The organism is Enterobacter cloacae complex sp. EB5 (genome assembly GCF_031432835.1).
In the GTDB taxonomy this organism is placed as follows: Bacteria; Pseudomonadota; Gammaproteobacteria; order Enterobacterales; family Enterobacteriaceae; genus Enterobacter; species Enterobacter hormaechei_C.
Map to the genome: position 1 here is coordinate 1 of NZ_CP133863.1, position 17994 is coordinate 17994.

A 17994-nucleotide genomic window follows, 5' to 3' on the forward strand; every position below is an offset into this window, starting at 1 on the left:
GAGAGGAGTTTGACCATGTTTCCAGTCGGCATTGACGTAAGTAAAAAAACCCTGGATCTTTGCATGCTTTATGACGGTATCAAAGGACGCATAAAAACCCGTAACATCCAGAATAACAGACATTCAGTTGAAAATATTCTTCGCTGGCTCAGGCTTCAACATTGCAGTCCGGAAGATGTTCATGTGGTAATGGAAGCTACCGGTGTTTATCACGAACGGCTGGCCACTGAATTACATGATGCCGGTTTCCGGGTTTCTCTGGCCAACCCTCACCGTAGTCGGGAGTTTGCGCGTGGCATGGGAATCATGACAAAAACGGATAAGGTGGATGCGTATATGCTGGCCTGTTACGCATTCCTTAAGAAGCCACACCGCTGGGAGCCGCCGGCACCCGAAATCAGATATCTCGGTGCACTCCTGCGACGGCGGGATGTTCTGCTGGGTGATGCCCTGCGTGAGGAGAACAGGCTGGAAAAATACCTGTCGACAGACACACCTGCAGATATTATCAGTTCCTGCAGGCGTATGGCGCAGCTTCTGCGCGAGGAGGTAAGTAATATCGAGCGGCAGATAAAAGCACATATCAAAGCCAGCCCTGCACTGAGGCGTGATTATACACTGCTGACCTCAATTAAATCGGTTGGTCCCCAGCTGGGGATGCATATGCTGGTCGTGCTTCGCAGCCATAACTTTGTATCGGCTGAGCAGGCTGCCGCCTTTCTGGGCGTGGTGCCGATCGAGAAACGCTCAGGCACATCGGTCCGGCGCCGGCCGCGGATGTCGAAAATCGGCCCCCCTCAGTTGAGAGCGAAGCTTTACATGTCCGCCCTGTGCGGAAAAATCTACAATAAGCGAATGCGTAATATTTACGATGAGATGTGCCTGCGGGGTAAACCTAAAATGGTGGCCATTGGCGCGCTGATGCGGAAACTGGTGCACTGGTGTTATGGCGTCCTGAAGACCGGAACCGTTTTTAATGACGAAGACCTGAAACCGGTACTGTCAACCTGACTATACCAGGCTGGCATTAAACACAAGGTAACGCTCACTGCAATAAGTGAGCGCAGTCCGTTATGAGCGAAGAGCGGATATTCAGACCGACTGATAGCTGATTTTGAGTTGCCAAAAAGAGCGCTCCTATTCAGTACAAAAAAGATGGTAATGTTTCATAAAATCTCTTAGGCCTTGCAGGAATGGTTTTGAAATGAATGGATCTTGTTTGTGTGGAACAATTGAATTTGAACTTACTCATAAACCAGCAGTGTTTTATCGTTGTCATTGCTCGCTTTGCAGAAAGCAGAGCGGCGTGGGTTACAATCTCGCCACACTAGTCAAAGACAGTGAGTTTCGCTGGATTAAAGGGGAAAACTGCATTGCTTCATGGTCTAAGCCAACGGGGTACCGTACAGATTTTTGCAATGTATGTGGCTCAACTGTGCCTAACAGTCTGCGAGATGTACCTTATGTCTGGGTTCCTGTTGGTTTAATTGACGAACGTCTTGAAATGGAATGTGCAGGAGACTTCTGCACTGATGATGCAATGCCCTGGGATGAAACCCGCTCACCTAGTTGTCACGCTGGACCTGTCGAGTCTCTAGCCTCGCTTTTAAAGTACCTGAAACTCAATTCCTGAGCGTCAGCATTTGGCACAAAGCAGACGTTAAGACTTACAGCATCGGGAAACTTCTGGATGCCGCGTCAGCGGCATGGAGGCGCCAGATGAGGTTACATGTGTCTGTGGCGTCAAATGGCGCCGAAAGCCCGGCGTAGCCGGTTACCGGGCTATAAATTCTGCCACCCTACCCCCTGCCCTGATTAGCCTTAACCATCTAACAGCAATGAAGAAGTCAAAGTAATCCCTTTTAACCCCGGTGAGCGGGCTTTACGGCGTTTACGACGTAAAGGGCGTGATTTCCGGGGCCTTAGCGGCGACAGCTTGCTGCTGACGCTTAGGGGGGATGTTCATGGGGTTTGAGGGCCAATGGAACGAAAACGTACGCTAAGAAGGTAATTCATTGTTTAAATTGAAATTTAATGCTCTCAGTTCCCCCTTCAAAATATCCTCCGGTAGCGTGAACGTATAATGCCCCAGCATATTGATATGTCCGTGCATCAGTGGGGATAACCTGGCGATATCTTCACCACCGGTTTCCTCTCCATTACTGCGCATCCAGCTCAGGGCTTCCTGCATATAAAGTGAATCGCCACGGGTTTAACAGACACCTCAGAGTCATTTAAGATGGCTTAAAGAGAGGTGCCCATGAGCGGTAAGCGTTATCCCGAAGAGTTTAAAACTGAAGCAGTCAAACAGGTTGTTGATCGCGGTTATTCTGTTGCCAGCGTTGCAACACGTCTCGATATCACCACCCACAGCCTTTACGCCTGGATAAAGAAGTACGGTCCGGATTCTTCCGCTAATAAAGAACAGTCAGATGCTCAGGCCGAGATCCGCCGTCTCCAGAAAGAGCTGAAGCGGGTTACCGACGAACGGGACATATTAAAAAAAGCCGCGGCGTACTTCGCAAAGCTGTCCGACTGAGGTACGCCTTTATCCGTGACAACACCTGTTGCTGGCCTGTTCGCCTGCTCTGTCGGGTGCTGGATGTTCATCCCAGTGGTTTTTACGCCTGGCTTCAGCAGCCGCATTCACAACGCCATCAGGCAGACCTGAGACTGACAGGACAGATTAAACAGTTCTGGCTGGAATCGGGATGCGTCTATGGTTATCGCAAAATCCATCTGGATCTGCGGGACAGCGGGCAACAGTGCGGAGTGAACAGAGTCTGGCGACTGATGAAACGTGTCGGGATAAAGGCTCAGGTCGGATACCGGAGCCCGCGGGCACGTAAAGGCGAGGCCAGTATCGTGTCGCCCAACAGGCTCCAGCGACAGTTCAATCCGGATGCTCCGGATAAGCGTTGGGTAACGGACATAACCTACATCAGGACCCACGAAGGCTGGCTGTATCTTGCCGTGGTTGTTGATCTGTTCTCACGCAAAATTATCGGCTGGTCCATGCAATCCCGGATGACAAAGGACATTGTCCTGAACGCACTGCTGATGGCTGTATGGCGCCGTAATCCCCAAAAACAGGTGCTGGTTCATTCGGATCAGGGCAGTCAGTACACAAGCCATGAGTGGCAGTCGTTCCTGAAATCACACGGCCTGGAGGGCAGCATGAGCCGTCGCGGTAACTGCCATGATAATGCGGTTGCAGAAAGCTTTTTCCAGTTGTTGAAACGCGAACGGATAAAGAAAAAAGAGCTACGGAACGCGGGAAGAAGCCCGCAGCGATATTTTTGATTACATCGAAATGTTTTATAACAGTAAGCGTCGGCATGGTTCCAGCGATCAGATGTCACCGACAGAATATGAAAACCAGTATTATCAACGGCTAGGAAGTGTCTAGATTATCCGTGGCGATTCAGTCGCGTCCGGGCGTGTTCCTATCGACCAGCTTACAACCTGGCCATCAAAGCAGTCGATAACCGGCGACAGATAGACTTTTCCAGCAGGAAGCTGGAACTCCGTAATATCGGTCAGCCACTTCTCATTTGGCCTGCAGGAACTAAAATCCCGGGCGAGTAAATTTTCCGGTGCCGGGCCGATTTCGCCACAGTAAGAGTTGTATCGTCGTCGCCTGGTGCGCTTAACAACGAGCTGCTCTTCTGCCATCAGTCTGCGGACAACCTTTTCAGAAATAACCCTGTTGTTACCGCGAAGCATCGCGTGAAGGCGCCGGTAGCCGTAACAGCGGTAATTCTCCTCAAAGATATCGGCCATGATCACGCGTATTTCCGCATACTTATCGCACAGACGTTTGCTGGCTTTGTGGTAAAAATAACAGCTGCGGGCAAGTTGCAGAACGCTTAGCAACTCAGCAACGGGGTACTTTTTCTTAAGGGCATCAACTATCAGGGTTTTCTCCCTGTTTTTCAGTGTCAGAAAGCTGATGCCCAGATCTTTTTTTATCAGTTCATTCGCCTTTATCAGTATGTCACGTTCGAGCTGCAGCTGATGAACCTGCTGCCTGAGTCGCTGGATTTCACCGAGTAAAGCATCCTGATTTTTATCTTGAGGGGCTGCCTTTCGTTTGCGCATGGATTGATAAGCCTCGTCACTGATAAGGTCTTTCTTCCATTTGTACAGGACCGGGACGCTGACGCCTATGCTTTGTGCAACTTTACGCGCGGTTCCACGTCGGTTACAGAGCTCCCGGACGGCCTGAGACCTCTCTTCCGGGCTGAAGCATTTGTTTGTGCCTGAGCGAATGACCAGGGGACGCGCATTTGGGTAAAACTCTTCAATCCAGCGCTTTAGAATTTCGTTACTGGGGTAGCCGATGGCTCGGCGAGTGTACGACAGGCAACCACCGTGAGTAAGATAATGCTCAACAGCAGCAATTTTCTGTGTCCGTGAATAGCGTTCTCTTGGCTTTAATTCCCTGGGTAAATCGCCCTTCTCTTCATAAATCCGAACCCAACGGCCCAGCTGTTTTGTGGAAGGATATCCCAGCTCCATGACGACAACGGAGGCTTTCTTTCCGTACCGGTAATAGAGTTCGACGGCCCGGATCCGGTCCTCGTATGAATGCATAAATTAACCCCTGAAGGTCCAGGAATTCGTCCGCACTCCCCATGCTCATGAGGACTTTTACATGATAAAGCAAATGCGCCAGCAGGGTGCGTATATTGTTGATATTGCCACTCAGGTTGGTTGCTCTGAGCGGACTGTCAGACGGTACCTGAAATACCCGGAACCTCCGGCCAGAAAAACACGCCACAAAATGGCCAAACTCAGGCCGTTCATGGACTATATGGGGTCGTCTCAGAAAACGGAATCTATGGTCACTCCCGTTTTTGCAACACCGATTTTGACGACAAGTTGGCTTGCTTGAATCTATCCGGCGTCTGAATGGGATTTTATTCCCGCGCCTTGATGAGTTCCGCGCCTGATGAACCTCCAGAAAATATACGGCTTCAATGAGCCTTTCCGTTTTACAGGTTCCTCAACAGGCCGGTGGGCCGTTAGTATCATCAATATCAGTATTCGCAAAACCAGATCAGTAATTCTTTAAACCGGTGTATTTCTGCCGTTATGCTACATAAGTTTGCTGTCGTGCCGTTAGGGCCCAGGCTATTCTGGCCAGCTTGTTTGCCAGAGCACAAGTGACGACAAAGTTGCTTTTCCGGCACAGTAAATCCCTGACCCAATCGGCCAATTTGCCAGACTGGTGTTCCAGTTTTTGTATGAATACCCTGGCACATTGAACCAACAAAGTTCGGATCTTTTTATTACCTCGCTTACTAATTCCCAGCAATGTCGTCCTACCTCCCGTGCTGTACTGCCGAGGTACAAGCCCTGTTGCCGCCGCAAAGTCACGGCTGCTGGCGTACTGCTTCCCGTCGCCAATCTCAGTTGAAATAGTACTCGCTGTCAGTGTTCCGACGCAGGGAATGCTCAGCAAGCGCTGTCCAACCTCATCTTCGTCCAACTTTCGTTTCAACTGGGATTCCAAATCTTTAATCTGCTCAACAAGATAGTGATAATGCTGTTGTAATTTCAGCAATAACTGGCTGAGGTAAAGAGGCAAACTATTATCCTCAAGAATGGTACTCAGTCGGCTAATAACGGCAGCTCCTCGGGGAACGCTAATGCCAAATTCCAGCAGAAAAGCATGCATTTGATTGGTTGTTTTTACCTTATCCTGAACCAGGGATTCACGGACACGATGCAGAGCCCGCATTGCCTGCTGAGATTCCGTTCTGGGCTGCACAAAACGCATAGACGGACGCGATGCAGCTTCACAAATAGCTTCGGCGTCGACAAAGTCGTTTTTATTGCTTTTAACGAACGGGCGGACAAATTGTGGTGATATCAGCTTTGGGGAATGCCCCAACTCTTCCAACTTGCGTGCCATAAAGTGAGAACCGCCACAGGCTTCCATTGCGATGGTTGTAGCGGGGCATGTCGCCAAAAATTCGATCAACTTTGGCCGGGTAAATTTTTTACGGTAAACAGCCTTCCCGCGACGATCCTGGCAATGAATATGGAAAGAGTTTTTACCCAGATCGATACCAATGAGCGCAATGTTTTCCATGATAGTTCTCCGAATGAAAGCCTGTCCTCAGCATAGTACCGGGAAGGAGGGAGTGACCATCTCATTAAATAAAGCACGCTAAGCGTGCGTGGAGGCTGGCACCCAGCGGTACAGCGTCGGAATGGACACGCCGAGGTTCTTGGCCACGTCCTTGGGCGGCACCCCGCTGGCCAGCAGCTTCTTGGCCGACTCGATCTTGCTGTCGGTCATCTTCGGCTTGCGGCCGCCTTTGCGGCCGAGCTGCTTGGCGACTTCCAGCCCGGCGCGGGTGCGCTCGACGGTCAGCTCGCGCTCCATTTCGGCAAGGCTCGCCATGACGTGGAAGAAGAACCGCCCGGATGGTGTGCCGGTGTCGATGGAGTCGGTGAGGCTCCTGAACTGGACACCGTGCTTGTGCAGATCGCCGACCAGATCGACCAGTTGCTTGACCGACCGGCCCAGCCGGTCGAGCTTCCAGACGACCAAAGTATCGCCTTCGCGCAGCATTTCGAGCGTCTTGGCCAAGCCAGGCCGGTCTGCCCGCGTGCCACTCACCTTGTCCTCGAAGACCTTTTTACATCCGGCCTTGCTCAAGGCTTCGCGTTGCAGCTCCAGGTTCTGATCCTGCGTCGAGACGCGCGCATAGCCAATCAACATGGCTTGTCTCGCGCCCGGTCGATGCGTTCCTGCATCGCCTGCATCACTTCTTCGTGGGTGTACGATCTGGCGTTGGCGTCGGTGGCTTGCCGCAGGGCTTCCTCAACCTCGCGCGTCATCCGCTCGTAATCCTCCGGCCACAGCGCTTGCTCCATGCGCAGCGACGCCTGACCCAGCAGGTGCAGCAGGCTGAACAGCCGCATGTCGTTGGTGGCGACGATGCGCTCCCGAATCTGCTCCTGAATAGCTTCGCTAGCCCGATGCGCTTGTGGTGTGGCAGTCCCCTCGTAGTCAGCGGGGAATTCCGCGTCCTCGGCAATCCTTGCCCAGGCGCTGGCCAGCGCCTCGATGGTTGACGTGCTCATTTCCGCCGCTCCTGTGCTCTTTGGCGAATCAACCGGCCAAGGGGCCTCGACGCGAAAACCAGCAGCATCACGCCTATCGGATACCAGGTCGAGAAGACCACCAAGGCATCGAAGGCTGGCCGTCCGGTGTTGGTAGGCAGTACGGCGGTCACAGCCATCAACCCGCCGACCGTCCAGATGATGCGCCACACGTAGGGCATCACGCGGGGCACGTAGCCGTCATCGAAAGCGGTCTGGTAGTAGCGGCGCAGGCCGCGCTCGGCAAGCGCCTGGCGCTGCCGCTCCGACAGCGCATCCGTCCGGCCATACCAGCGCCGGAATGGTGGACAGCGCAGCAGCAAAGGGGTGAAGAGGATCATCACCGCCACGATCGCGACACCCCACGCCATGACGGCGCCGGCATCGGGCCGCTTGGCGTTCTCGATCACGGGCGCGAAGACGCCCGGAGCACCGATCATCCAGAACAGCGCAATGTGCTGATGGAAGGAGAGCTTCATTTGCTCATCCACTTGCGCAGCAGGCGCTTTTTCAGGGAGGCGCGTTCTTGCGGGTTGCGTCCCTTGTGATTGGCGATGCGATCCGCCGTGGCGGCCTGGCGCTTGACGGGCCAGTAGGAGCGGCCATCCTTGCCCATCGACCAGACGCTGCTGGCCTGGTTTTCCAGCAGGGGCAGATGGGCGCTCAGGGCTTCGGGCGACGCGCTGGTCAGCGCCGTGCGCTCACGGGTGCGCCAGCGCTGATGCCAGAGCTTCTTGTCCTCGCGCTCGCTGCCGCAGGTCGTGTGCCCGACGATGGGTGTTTTGCGGCGGCTGCGGCTCATAACGTAGTGGTCTCCAAGAACATTCAGGACTGATCCCAGGCGTCGATGGTCAAGACCTGATCGGCAGGACAGGCGGCTACGCGGTCGGGAACTGGATGGTGTTCAGTCTCATGCCGACCCCATTCGATTGATCGCGTCGCTTGCGGCACGCTGCGACGCAAGGAGGTTTGCGACCTGGTTTAGCAGCCGTGTCCGCTGCATGTCTGTTACCTATCTCCCCGACCGCTCATTGGACCAACTCCAGAGATTGGGCTCTATCGCTCAGCCAATACGAAACCGGCATTGGCTGATGCCACAACCGAGACTAACACAAATGGCTCGGTACCTGTATTTCGCGCCCCGTGCACTTGGCCCGGTCTTGCCACGGCTATCTCACCTTCCCTGAGGGCACGAACAATCCCATTGCCCTGAAAGTAATCAGCCATTCCCGACAAAACAGTCCACGTGTCTTGGCCGTGAGGATGAATGTGAGCCGCAATTTCCTGCCCGGGATGGACATGCCAAACCACGATAATTGAGTCTCGGGTTTCAAGCACAACGGAACGAATAGGCTCGCCTTCGGACGGCTGAACATACTCGGCTACAGAAAATATTCTCGATTCAACAGTCATCGGAGATCCCTCTTTCACAGTTGTCGTTACGGTCTTCATCGTCGGCATCCTGACGCACGGCGGGCAATTGCTGGAGCAACGCCGGCAGCCATTCCTGTACCGTCTCCCACACCACATCGAGGTTGATGTCGAAATAGCCGTGAGCCATGCGATTACGCATATTGCGCATGCTGCGCCACGGCACGTCGGCATGCGCCTGGGTGAACTCGACGTAGCCATCCATCACCTTTGTGGCCGCCTCGCCGATGACGATCAGGCTCATGATGACGGCCTGCTGGGTGCGCTTGTCGGCCAAGAAGTCGTCCTTGGCCATCCCTTCCACGAAGCTGCGCGCATCGGTTGCGGCCTGCTGAATGTGGTCGAGGTAATCGGGCAGGCGGTTCTCGCTCATATCGGTTGCGCCTCCGCGAGCACCTTGGCCCGGAACTTCGGCGGCAGGTCGCCGGGAGTCAGCAGATCGACGTCAACGCCGAGCAGCGATTTCAGTTCTTCTTCCAAATCGCCCAAGTCCAACAACGTGGCACCGGGCAGCGCATCGACCAACAGGTCGAGGTCGCTGCCATCCCGGTCGGTGCCATGCAGCACCGAGCCGAAGACGCGCGGGTTCGCGGCGCGAAAGCGGCCTACCGCTTCACGCACTGCGCTTCGCTTCATGTCAAGCACAACAGACGGTCGCATGCGCATCCTTTCTTATCGAAACTCGTTGAGATGATATGCAATCAAGAATAGAATTTCAAGAACTATTTTCGAGAATCGCAATGCCTTGATTCCCGTGCCGCGCCGGTTGCCTTGGCGGGCTTGTCACAAACCTACGTTTTCAAGAAGAAGGAAACCGCATGCCCCGCCGTTCGATCCTCTCCGCCGCCGAGCGCGAAAGCCTGCTGGCGTTGCCGGACACCAAGGATGAGTTGATCGGCACTGTTGCAAAGTTAGCGATGAGGCAGCCTTTTGTCTTATTCAAAGGCCTTACATTTCAAAAACTCTGCTTACCAGGCGCATTTCGCCCAGGGGATCACCATAATAAAATGCTGAGGCCTGGCCTTTGCGTAGTGCACGCATCACCTCAATACCTTTGATGGTGGCGTAAGCCGTCTTCATGGATTTAAATCCCAGCGTGGCGCCGATTATCCGTTTCAGTTTGCCATGATCGCATTCAATCACGTTGTTCCGGTACTTAATCTGTCGGTGTTCAACGTCAGACGGGCACCGGCCTTCGCGTTTGAGCAGAGCAAGCGCGCGACCATAGGCGGGCGCTTTATCCGTGTTGATGAATCGCGGGATCTGCCACTTCTTCACGTTGTTGAGGATTTTACCCAGAAACCGGTATGCAGCTTTGCTGTTACGACGGGAGGAGAGATAAAAATCGACAGTGCGGCCCCGGCTGTCGACGGCCCGGTACAGATACGCCCAGCGGCCATTGACCTTCACGTAGGTTTCATCCATTTGCCACGGGCAAAGATCGGAAGGGTTACGCCAGTACCAGCGCAGCCGTTTTTCCATTTCAGGCGCATAACGCTGAACCCAGCGGTAAATCGTGGAGTGATCGACATTCACTCCGCGTTCAGCCAGCATCTCCTGCAGCTCACGGTAACTGATGCCGTATTTGCAGTACCAGCGTACGGCCCACAGAATGATGTCACGCTGAAAATGCCGGCCTTTGAATGGGTTCATGTGCAGCTCCATCAGCAAAAGGGGATGATAAGTTTATCACCACCGACTATTTGCAACAGTGCCGATTAGAAGGCTCCGGGGCACGCCGCGTCTCCTCCACACGCTGCAATTGGCCAGGCAGCGGCAGCGGCCGGGGCAGCTCGACCACGGTGACCGGCGCGGGTGGATCGACGGTCTGCACCGCCGGAGCCGCATTGTCGTAGGAAATCTCCGGCGGCGGATTGGTGGTCGCGCAGCCCGCGAGCGCGGTCGCCGCTAGCAGAACGACCGGGAATGCGGCTCTACGGAGAGCCGGGAGTACGTGTGTGTGTGAAGCCGGGTTTCCGGCTTTACGGAAATACGGCTTCATTGCCCAAGCTCCCGTGACCAGTTGATGGCGTTGACGTAGATGCCGAGCGGGTTCGCCCTGAGCCGGTCGGCGTTTCGGGGGATCTGCACGACGATCGTCAGGATCGCGGTCCAGCGCGTGGTCTCGGCGAGCTGGCCATTTTCGTATCGGCGCTAGACCCAGGCGACGCGGAAGCTGTCCGGGGACGCGCGGATGACGCTGGAGACGTCGACAGCGACCTGCTGCCGGCCGACCCGTGTAAAGGGGTCGTTGGAGCGGGCGTAGTCATTGAGCGCCATGGCGCCGCGGTCAGTCGTGAAGTCGTAGGCGCGCAGCCAGGGGTCGTCTCAGAAAACGGAATCTATGGTCACTCCCGTTTTTGCAACACCGATTTTGACGACAAGTTGGCTTGCTTGAATCGGCACTGTTGCAAATAGTCGGTGGTGATAAACTTATCATCCCCTTTTGCTGATGGAGCTGCACATGAACCCATTCAAAGGCCGGCATTTTCAGCGTGACATCATTCTGTGGGCCGTACGCTGGTACTGCAAATACGGCATCAGTTACCGTGAGCTGCAGGAGATGCTGGCTGAACGCGGAGTGAATGTCGATCACTCCACGATTTACCGCTAGGTTCAGCGTTATGCGCCTGAAATGGAAAAACGGCTGCGCTGGTACTGGCGTAACCCTTCCGATCTTTGCCCGTGGCACATGGATGAAACCTACGTGAAGGTCAATGGCCGCTGGGCGTATCTGTACCGGGCCGTCGACAGCCGGGGCCGCACTGTCGATTTTTATCTCTCCTCCCGTCGTAACAGCAAAGCTGCATACCGGTTTCTGGGTAAAATCCTCAACAACGTGAAGAAGTGGCAGATCCCGCGATTCATCAACACGGATAAAGCGCCCGCCTATGGTCGCGCGCTTGCTCTGCTCAAACGCGAAGGCCGGTGCCCGTCTGACGTTGAACACCGACAGATTAAGTACCGGAACAACGTGATTGAATGCGATCATGGCAAACTGAAACGGATAATCGGCGCCACGCTGGGATTTAAATCCATGAAGACGGCTTACGCCACCATCAAAGGTATTGAGGTGATGCGTGCACTACGCAAAGGCCAGGCCTCAGCATTTTATTATGGTGATCCCCTGGGCGAAATGCGCCTGGTAAGCAGAGTTTTTGAAATGTAAGGCCTTTGAATAAGACAAAAGGCTGCCTCATCGCTAACTTTGCAACAGTGCCTAAATTTCTAATAATTATAACGTTGACCTGGAGGCCGAAAATGTATTCCTTTATTGCACGACAACCTATTTTTGACAGCAAAATGCAGACTGTCGCGTATGAACTGCTTTTCAGGGACGGGATGAATAATGCTTTCCCGGATGTGTCACCTGAATACGCCACCTCAAAAATGATATCTGACCAGTTTTTATGCATACCTATTCACCGCATAGCAGGTAAACACAGCTCTTTTATCAATGTGCCGCACCAGATGATTATCAGCGGACTCGTCGACACTCTGCCAGGGGAGAAGGTTGTTATTGAAATTCTGGAAGATGCTGTGCCGGATGATGCACTCTTTAGCGCCGTTAAAAGCATGCATGAGAAAGGCTATCAGCTTGCCCTCGATGATTTCACTCTGGACAGCGCGTGGAACAGGTTTATGCCCTATATCTCCGTCATCAAATTCGATGTGCGGGAAAAACATCAAAATGAAATTTTTCAGTACATTAAGGATAATAAACCTCTGCTGAAGGGCATACAATTTCTTGCCGAGAAAGTTGAGACACGCGAAGAGTATGACCGTTACTGCCAGGCCGGATTTTCTCTCTTCCAGGGTTTTTTCTTCAGTCGCCCTGAAATCATGAAAAATAAATGCCTTTCCCAGAACCCGTTAACCCTGTCCAGACTGATGATGGAAGTTCACCGTGAATCGCCTGATTTTGCAACGCTTGAACGGTTATTCAAAAGTGATCTCACGTTATCCTATAAGATCATGCGCTATGTAAGAAACATTTTATTTAAAACGCATGGTATTAATCAATCTGATAACCTAACACTGAAACAAATGCTGATGTTCCTTGGCTGCAATGAGCTTCGTCGTTTTGTCTCCGTGGCCGCGTTAGCCAGTATGAGTACCTCGGGGGTCAGTGAACTTTACCATCAGAGTATAGTTCGCGGTAAATTTTGCGAATTGATTTGCGGTAAAATCGATAAAACGTCATTGTCATATAACGCTTTTATTTGTGGTTTATTTTCTTTACTTGACGTTATTCTGGAACTCCCGATGGCCGATTTAATTAAGCAAATTACTATCCCTGAAAATGTCACGGATGCGCTATGTGAGCAAAAGGGGGAGCTTTTTACCATACTTAACCTGTCCTTATGCTATGAGAAACTGGACTGGAACGGGACCACTGAAATATGTCATGCGCTTAATCTGCCTGAGTTCTCTGTAATAGAAGCAATGCAAACTGCAACTAAATGGGCTGATGAACTTTCACTTTATTAATGACAGCACCTGCTTCAGGGTATCTCCCGGAATGAGTCTAAAGAATTTCTGATATACGTCTTTATATCTGGTTATCCAAACAGATCGAGACATTACTATTATGACGTGGAAAACCACACAGAGTCGGGGGCCCCTTGTACTGATCGGCTTTTTTATTATATTAATGCTTGTTACCTATGCTGTAATTAAATTGTTTATTTCCCCCCCAGATTATTGATACCGAAATTAAAAATATAAGAACCACAGTCGTATTGCAAAGTGACGCAATTTCAGAACAAATGAACCGCGTTAAGGCCCAGCAACGGGTAATTACAGAGCTCGTCACGACGCTGCAAAGCGATCAGATTGACACATTGCAACCCCAACTGGTGAATCAGTACGGTGATTTATATGTTTTTGGCGGCGGGATCTGGCCATTACCCGCGCAGCGTGACCCGGACCGCGATCGGTTCAGTACATTCTATGCCCGTGATGCCGGCGGTGTTCTCCAGCTCAATACGGTCTGGAACCAGACTGAATCGGCTAAATACTGGAAGCAACCCTGGTATAAAGACGGTATGAACGCCCCGAAAGGAGAGTGTGCTTGGGCGAAAGCTTATCAGGGGGTCGTCTCAGAAAACGGAATCTATGGTCACTTCCGTTTTTGCAACACCGATTTTGACGACAAGTTGGCTTGCTTGAATCTATCCGGCGTCTGAATGGGATTTTATTCCCGCGCCTTGATGAGTTCCGCGCCTGATGAACCTCCAGAAAATATACGGCTTCAATGAGCCTTTCCGTTTTACAGGTTCCTCAACAGGCCGGTGGGCCGTTAGTATCATCAATATCAGTATTCGCAAAACCAGATCAGTAATTCTTTAAACCGGGGTCGTCTCAGAATTCGGAAAATAAAGCACGCTAAGGCGTAGTCACCCCGTGACTCCCCCGCGCCGATGCAGCGAGCTTCGTTCCGTCTTGCAGTGACGCAATCAGCGGGCAGGAAACGTTCCCTTTCCGCGCATGGCAGGCGCACACCAGTTCAGACAGCACGGCCTCCATGCGTGCCAAGTCGGCCATCTTCTCGCGCACATCCTTGAGCTTGTGCTCGGCCAGGCCGCTGGCTTCCTCGCAATGGGTGCCATCCTCCAGCCGCAGTAGCTCGGCGATTTCGTCCAGGCTAAAGCCCAGCCGCTGGGCCGATTTCACGAACCGCACTCGTGTTACATCCGCCTCGCCATAGCGGCGAATGCTGCCATAGGGCTTGTCTGGCTCCGGCAGCAGGCCCTTGCGCTGGTAGAACCGGATGGTCTCCACATTGACCCCGGCCGCCTTGGCAAAAACGCCAATGGTCAGATTCTCAAAATTAATTTGCATATCGCTTGACTCCGTACATAACTACGGAAGTAAGCTTAAGCTATCCAAACCAAATTTGAAAGGACAAGCGTATGTCTGAACCACAAAAGTCTGAACCACAAAAGTCTGAACCACAAAAGTCTGAACCACAAAACGGGCGCGGCGCGCTCTTCGCCGGTGGGCTGGCCGCCATTCTTGCGTCGGCCTGCTGCCTGGGGCCGCTGGTTTTGATCGCCTTGGGGTTCAGCGGGGCATGGATCGGCAACCTGACGGTGCTGGAACCCTATCGCCCGATCTTCATCGGCGCAGCGCTGGTCGCGCTGTTTTTCGCCTGGCGGCGCATCTACCGCCCGGCGCAAGCCTGCAAACCGGGTGAGGTCTGCGCGATTCCCCAAGTGCGAGCTACTTACAAGCTCATTTTCTGGATCGTGGCCGCGCTGGTCCTGGTCTCGCTCGGATTTCCCTACGTCATGCCATTTTTCTATTAATCACAGGAGTTCATCATGAAAAAACTGTTTGCCGCCCTCGCCCTCGCTGCCGTTGTTGCCCCCGTGTGGGCCGCCACCCAGACCGTCACGCTGTCCGTGCCTGGCATGACCTGCGCCTCTTGCCCGATCACTGTCAAGCACGCGCTTTCCAAGGTTGAGGGCGTGAGCAAGACCGACGTAAGTTTCGACAAGCGCCAGGCCGTCGTCACCTTCGACGATGCCAAGACCAACGTCCAGAAGTTGACCAAGGCGACCGAGGACGCGGGCTATCCGTCCAGCCTCAAACGCTGATCCGTTAACCGAACTCGGGAGCGACACATGGGACTCATCACGCGCATCGCTGGCAAAACCGGCGCGCTCGGCAGCGTCGTTTCCGCGATGGGCTGCGCCGCCTGTTTTCCTGCCATCGCCAGCTTTGGCGCGGCCATCGGACTGGGCTTCTTGAGCCAGTACGAGGGGCTATTCATTGGCATCCTGCTGCCGATGTTCGCCGGCATCGCGTTACTCGCCAATGCTATCGCTTGGCTCAATCATCGACAGTGGCGACGCACGGCGCTCGGCACGATAGGCCCGATCTTGGTGCTGGCAGCGGTGTTTTTAATGCGGGCTTACGGCTGGCAGAGCGGTGGACTGCTCTATGTCGGCCTGGCCTTGATGGTTGGGGTGTCGGTCTGGGATTTCATCTCGCCAGCACATCGCCGCTGCGGGCCGGACAGCTGTGAATTGCCAGAACAACGTGGCTGACGGCAACAGCCGTAGCCACCACAGAAAAGGAAAAATACATGACCACCCTGAAAATCACCGGGATGACCTGCGACTCGTGCGCGGCTCACGTCAAGGAAGCCTTGGAGAAAGTGCCCGGCGTGCAATCGGCGCTGGTGTCCTATCCGAAGGGCACAGCGCAACTCGCCATTGAGGCGGGCACGTCATCGGATGCGCTGACTACCGCCGTGGCCGGACTGGGCTACGAGGCAACGCTTGCCGATGCGCCACCGACGGACAACCGCGCCGGCCTGCTCGACAAGATGCGCGGCTGGATAGGGGCCGCTGATAAGCCCAGTGGCAACGAACGCCCGTTGCAGGTCGTCGTCATTGGTAGCGGTGGAGCCGCGATGGCGGCAGCACTGAAGGCCGTCGAGCAAGGCGCGCAGGTCACGCTGATTGAGCGCGGCACCATCGGCGGCACCTGCGTCAACGTCGGTTGTGTGCCGTCCAAGATCATGATCCGCGCCGCCCACATCGCCCATCTGCGCCGGGAAAGCCCATTCGACGGCGGCATGCCACCCACACCGCCGACGATCTTGCGCGAGCGGCTGCTGGCCCAGCAGCAGGCCCGTGTCGAAGAACTCCGTCATGCCAAGTACGAAGGCATCCTGGACGGCAATTCAGCCATCACCGTTCTGCACGGTGAAGCGCGTTTCAAGGACGACCAGAGCCTTATCGTTAGTTTGAACGAGGGTGGCGAGCGCGTCGTGATGTTCGACCGCTGCCTGGTCGCCACGGGTGCCAGCCCGGCGGTCCCGCCGATTCCGGGCTTGAAAGAGTCACCCTACTGGACTTCCACCGAGGCCCTGGCGAGCGACACCATTCCCGAACGCCTTGCCGTAATCGGCTCGTCGGTGGTGGCGCTGGAGCTGGCGCAAGCCTTTGCCCGGCTGGGCAGCAAGGTCACGGCCCTGGCGCGCAATACCTTGTTCTTCCGTGAAGACCCGGCCATCGGCGAGGCGGTGACAGCCGCTTTCCGTGCCGAGGGCATCGAGGTGCTGGAGCACACGCAAGCCAGCCAGGTCGCCCATATGGACGGTGAATTCGTGCTGACCACCACGCACGGTGAATTGCGCGCCGACAAGCTGCTGGTCGCCACCGGCCGGACACCGAACACGCGCAGCCTGGCATTGGAAGCGGCGGGGGTAGCCGTCAATGCGCAGGGGGCCATCGTCATCGACAAGGGCATGCGCACCAGTAGCCCGAACATCTACGCGGCCGGCGACTGCACCGACCAGCCGCAGTTCGTCTATGTGGCGGCAGCGGCCGGCACTCGTGCGGCGATCAACATGACTGGCGGCGATGCGGCCCTGGACCTGACCGCAATGCCGGCCGTGGTGTTCACCGACCCGCAGGTCGCCACCGTGGGCTACAGCGAGGCGGAAGCACATCACGACGGGATCGAGACCGACAGTCGCCTGCTAACACTGGATAACGTGCCGCGTGCGCTTGCCAACTTCGACACACGCGGCTTCATCAAGCTGGTCATCGAGGAAGGTAGCGGACGGCTCATCGGCGTGCAAGCGGTGGCCCCGGAAGCGGGTGAACTGATCCAGACGGCGGTGCTCGCCATTCGCAACCGTATGACCGTGCAGGAACTGGCCGACCAATTGTTCCCCTACCTGACCATGGTCGAAGGGCTGAAGCTCGCGGCGCAGACCTTCAGCAAGGACGTGAAGCAGCTTTCGTGCTGCGCCGGATGAGGAAAAGGAGGTGTTCAATGAGCGCCTACACAGTGTCCCGGCTGGCCCTTGATGCCGGGGTGAGCGTGCATATCGTGCGCGACTACCTGCTGCGCGGATTGCTACGGCCGGTCGCGTACACCACGGGCGGCTACGGCTTGTTCGATGACACCGCGTTGCAACGGCTGCGCTTTGTACGGGCTGCCTTCGAAGCGGGTATCGGCCTGGACGCACTGGCGCGGCTGTGCCGGGCGCTGGATGCTGCGGACGGTGACGGTGCGTCTGCGCAGCTTGCCGTGTTGCGGCAACTCGTCGAGCGTCGGCGCGAGGCCCTGGCCAGCCTCGAAATGCAACTGGCCGCCATGCCAACCGAACCGGCACAGCACGCGGAGAGTCTGCCATGAACAGCCCAGAGCACTTGCCGTCTGAGACGCACAAACCGATCACCGGCTACTTGTGGGGCGCGCTGGCCGTGCTCACCTGTCCCTGCCATTTGCCGATTCTCGCCATTGTGCTAGCCGGCACGACGGCCGGCGCGTTCATCGGGGAGCACTGGGGTATTGCAGCCCTCACGCTGACCGGCTTGTTTGTCCTGTCTGTGACGCGGCTGCTGCGGGCCTTCAAGGGAAGATCATGACCGCTTCCCAGCCAGCCGAGAGTGGGCAGCTTTGAGCTTCGCTACCAAT

At 54.9% G+C, this 17994-nt stretch carries 20 protein-coding genes and 7 pseudogenes; 13 read left to right on the forward strand and 14 right to left on the reverse strand.

Annotation, left to right across the window (positions count from 1 at the left end; translation table 11 throughout):
* Positions 1 to 15 precede the first annotated feature (15 nt).
* Both RHN82_RS23265 and RHN82_RS23270 read left to right on the forward strand, forming a co-directional pair.
* Complete coding sequence (locus RHN82_RS23265) at positions 16 to 1011, forward strand: IS110 family transposase (protein ID WP_040119786.1); 996 nt, start codon at positions 16 to 18, stop codon at positions 1009 to 1011.
* A 193-nt stretch (positions 1012 to 1204) separates the two neighbouring features.
* A complete protein-coding gene (locus RHN82_RS23270) occupies positions 1205 to 1633 on the forward strand; it encodes a GFA family protein (RefSeq protein WP_001554382.1) in 429 nt (142 codons plus the stop codon).
* Between the two features lie 366 nt (positions 1634 to 1999).
* Here the strand turns inward: RHN82_RS23270 and RHN82_RS23275 are convergent.
* Positions 2000 to 2203 (reverse strand): annotated as a pseudogene (locus RHN82_RS23275) (Tn3 family transposase); the annotation flags it as partial.
* A 57-nt stretch (positions 2204 to 2260) separates the two neighbouring features.
* Between RHN82_RS23275 and RHN82_RS23280 the strand changes: the two are divergent.
* Positions 2261 to 3409: pseudogene (locus RHN82_RS23280) on the forward strand (IS3 family transposase).
* 20 nt (positions 3410 to 3429) lie between these two features.
* Here the strand turns inward: RHN82_RS23280 and RHN82_RS23285 are convergent.
* Positions 3430 to 4596, reverse strand: a pseudogene (locus RHN82_RS23285) (IS3-like element ISKpn38 family transposase); the annotation flags it as partial.
* 61 nt (positions 4597 to 4657) lie between these two features.
* On the opposite strand from RHN82_RS23285, the pseudogene RHN82_RS23290 reads away from it, so the two are divergent.
* A pseudogene (locus tag RHN82_RS23290) lies at positions 4658 to 4819 on the forward strand (helix-turn-helix domain-containing protein); the annotation flags it as partial.
* Positions 4820 to 5095: 276 nt separating this feature from the next.
* Here the strand turns inward: RHN82_RS23290 and RHN82_RS23295 are convergent.
* From RHN82_RS23295 to trbF, 11 genes and pseudogenes are all read right to left on the reverse strand, one after another.
* On the reverse strand, positions 5096 to 6100 hold the full coding sequence (locus tag RHN82_RS23295; RefSeq protein WP_000427623.1) for an IS110-like element IS4321 family transposase: 1005 nt from the start codon (positions 6098 to 6100) through the stop codon (positions 5096 to 5098).
* Positions 6101 to 6178: 78 nt separating this feature from the next.
* Positions 6179 to 6736: a recombinase family protein gene (locus tag RHN82_RS23300; RefSeq protein WP_003100847.1), complete on the reverse strand. Its 558-nt coding sequence runs from the start codon at positions 6734 to 6736 to the stop codon at positions 6179 to 6181.
* Positions 6730 to 7101, reverse strand: a complete 372-nt coding sequence (locus RHN82_RS23305; RefSeq protein WP_047052761.1) for a hypothetical protein — start codon at positions 7099 to 7101, stop codon at positions 6730 to 6732. The genes RHN82_RS23300 and RHN82_RS23305 overlap by 7 nt, the downstream gene beginning before the upstream one ends.
* Complete coding sequence (locus RHN82_RS23310; protein ID WP_003100856.1) at positions 7098 to 7598, reverse strand: hypothetical protein; 501 nt, start codon at positions 7596 to 7598, stop codon at positions 7098 to 7100. Before RHN82_RS23310 ends, RHN82_RS23305 begins: the two co-directional genes overlap by 4 nt.
* Positions 7595 to 7921 (reverse strand): hypothetical protein, encoded by a 327-nt coding sequence (locus RHN82_RS23315; protein ID WP_003100858.1) that lies wholly within the window; start codon positions 7919 to 7921, stop codon positions 7595 to 7597. The genes RHN82_RS23310 and RHN82_RS23315 overlap by 4 nt, the downstream gene beginning before the upstream one ends.
* A gap of 254 nt (positions 7922 to 8175) precedes the next feature.
* Complete coding sequence (locus tag RHN82_RS23320) at positions 8176 to 8532, reverse strand: cupin domain-containing protein (protein ID WP_000215515.1); 357 nt, start codon at positions 8530 to 8532, stop codon at positions 8176 to 8178.
* Entirely contained in the window at positions 8522 to 8923 is a 402-nt protein-coding gene (locus RHN82_RS23325; protein ID WP_001293886.1) for a DUF86 domain-containing protein, read from the reverse strand. The genes RHN82_RS23320 and RHN82_RS23325 overlap by 11 nt, the downstream gene beginning before the upstream one ends.
* The gene (locus RHN82_RS23330) at positions 8920 to 9210 is read right to left on the reverse strand and encodes a nucleotidyltransferase family protein (RefSeq protein WP_001247892.1); all 291 of its coding nucleotides are present in this window, start codon (positions 9208 to 9210) and stop codon (positions 8920 to 8922) included. Before RHN82_RS23330 ends, RHN82_RS23325 begins: the two co-directional genes overlap by 4 nt.
* Before the next feature lie 288 nt (positions 9211 to 9498).
* The gene (locus RHN82_RS23335; protein WP_023327680.1) at positions 9499 to 10203 is read right to left on the reverse strand and encodes an IS6-like element IS26 family transposase; all 705 of its coding nucleotides are present in this window, start codon (positions 10201 to 10203) and stop codon (positions 9499 to 9501) included.
* A gap of 64 nt (positions 10204 to 10267) precedes the next feature.
* A pseudogene (locus tag RHN82_RS23340) lies at positions 10268 to 10552 on the reverse strand (P-type conjugative transfer protein TrbG); the annotation flags it as partial.
* Positions 10549 to 10869 (reverse strand): annotated as a pseudogene (trbF, locus tag RHN82_RS23345) (conjugal transfer protein TrbF); the annotation flags it as partial. The pseudogenes trbF and RHN82_RS23340, both read right to left, overlap by 4 nt.
* A 145-nt stretch (positions 10870 to 11014) precedes the next feature.
* Here trbF and RHN82_RS23350 point away from each other — a divergent pair.
* The 3 genes and pseudogenes from RHN82_RS23350 to RHN82_RS23360 all read left to right on the forward strand — a co-directional run bounded on the left by RHN82_RS23350 (position 11015) and on the right by RHN82_RS23360 (position 13739).
* Positions 11015 to 11719: pseudogene (locus RHN82_RS23350) on the forward strand (IS6-like element IS26 family transposase).
* Positions 11720 to 11811: 92 nt separating this feature from the next.
* Positions 11812 to 13041, forward strand: coding sequence for an EAL and HDOD domain-containing protein (locus RHN82_RS23355; RefSeq protein ID WP_047052696.1), 1230 nt, complete (start codon positions 11812 to 11814; stop codon positions 13039 to 13041).
* Between the two features lie 278 nt (positions 13042 to 13319).
* Positions 13320 to 13739 (forward strand): hypothetical protein, encoded by a 420-nt coding sequence (locus tag RHN82_RS23360; protein ID WP_047052695.1) that lies wholly within the window; start codon positions 13320 to 13322, stop codon positions 13737 to 13739.
* A 199-nt stretch (positions 13740 to 13938) separates the two neighbouring features.
* Here the strand turns inward: RHN82_RS23360 and merR are convergent, their stop codons facing one another.
* Complete coding sequence (gene merR, locus RHN82_RS23365) at positions 13939 to 14394, reverse strand: Hg(II)-responsive transcriptional regulator (protein WP_001166628.1); 456 nt, start codon at positions 14392 to 14394, stop codon at positions 13939 to 13941.
* A 71-nt stretch (positions 14395 to 14465) separates the two neighbouring features.
* Between merR and merT the strand changes: the two genes are divergently transcribed.
* Genes merT through merE form a run of 6 tightly spaced genes read left to right on the forward strand, consistent with a single transcriptional unit; the run spans position 14466 to position 17945 of the window.
* Positions 14466 to 14861 (forward strand): mercuric ion transporter MerT, encoded by a 396-nt coding sequence (merT, locus tag RHN82_RS23370; RefSeq protein ID WP_001294653.1) that lies wholly within the window; start codon positions 14466 to 14468, stop codon positions 14859 to 14861.
* Positions 14862 to 14876: 15 nt separating this feature from the next.
* Entirely contained in the window at positions 14877 to 15152 is a 276-nt protein-coding gene (merP, locus tag RHN82_RS23375) for a mercury resistance system periplasmic binding protein MerP (RefSeq protein ID WP_000732275.1), read from the forward strand.
* 27 nt (positions 15153 to 15179) lie between these two features.
* Positions 15180 to 15605, forward strand: a complete 426-nt coding sequence (gene merC, locus RHN82_RS23380; protein ID WP_000522996.1) for an organomercurial transporter MerC — start codon at positions 15180 to 15182, stop codon at positions 15603 to 15605.
* Between the two features lie 38 nt (positions 15606 to 15643).
* Positions 15644 to 17329 (forward strand): mercury(II) reductase, encoded by a 1686-nt coding sequence (gene merA, locus RHN82_RS23385; RefSeq protein WP_000209296.1) that lies wholly within the window; start codon positions 15644 to 15646, stop codon positions 17327 to 17329.
* 17 nt (positions 17330 to 17346) lie between these two features.
* Entirely contained in the window at positions 17347 to 17712 is a 366-nt protein-coding gene (merD, locus tag RHN82_RS23390) for a mercury resistance co-regulator MerD (RefSeq protein WP_001277466.1), read from the forward strand.
* Positions 17709 to 17945, forward strand: a complete 237-nt coding sequence (gene merE, locus RHN82_RS23395; RefSeq protein WP_001087807.1) for a broad-spectrum mercury transporter MerE — start codon at positions 17709 to 17711, stop codon at positions 17943 to 17945. Before merD ends, merE begins: the two co-directional genes overlap by 4 nt.
* The last annotated feature ends 49 nt before the right edge of the window (positions 17946 to 17994 follow it).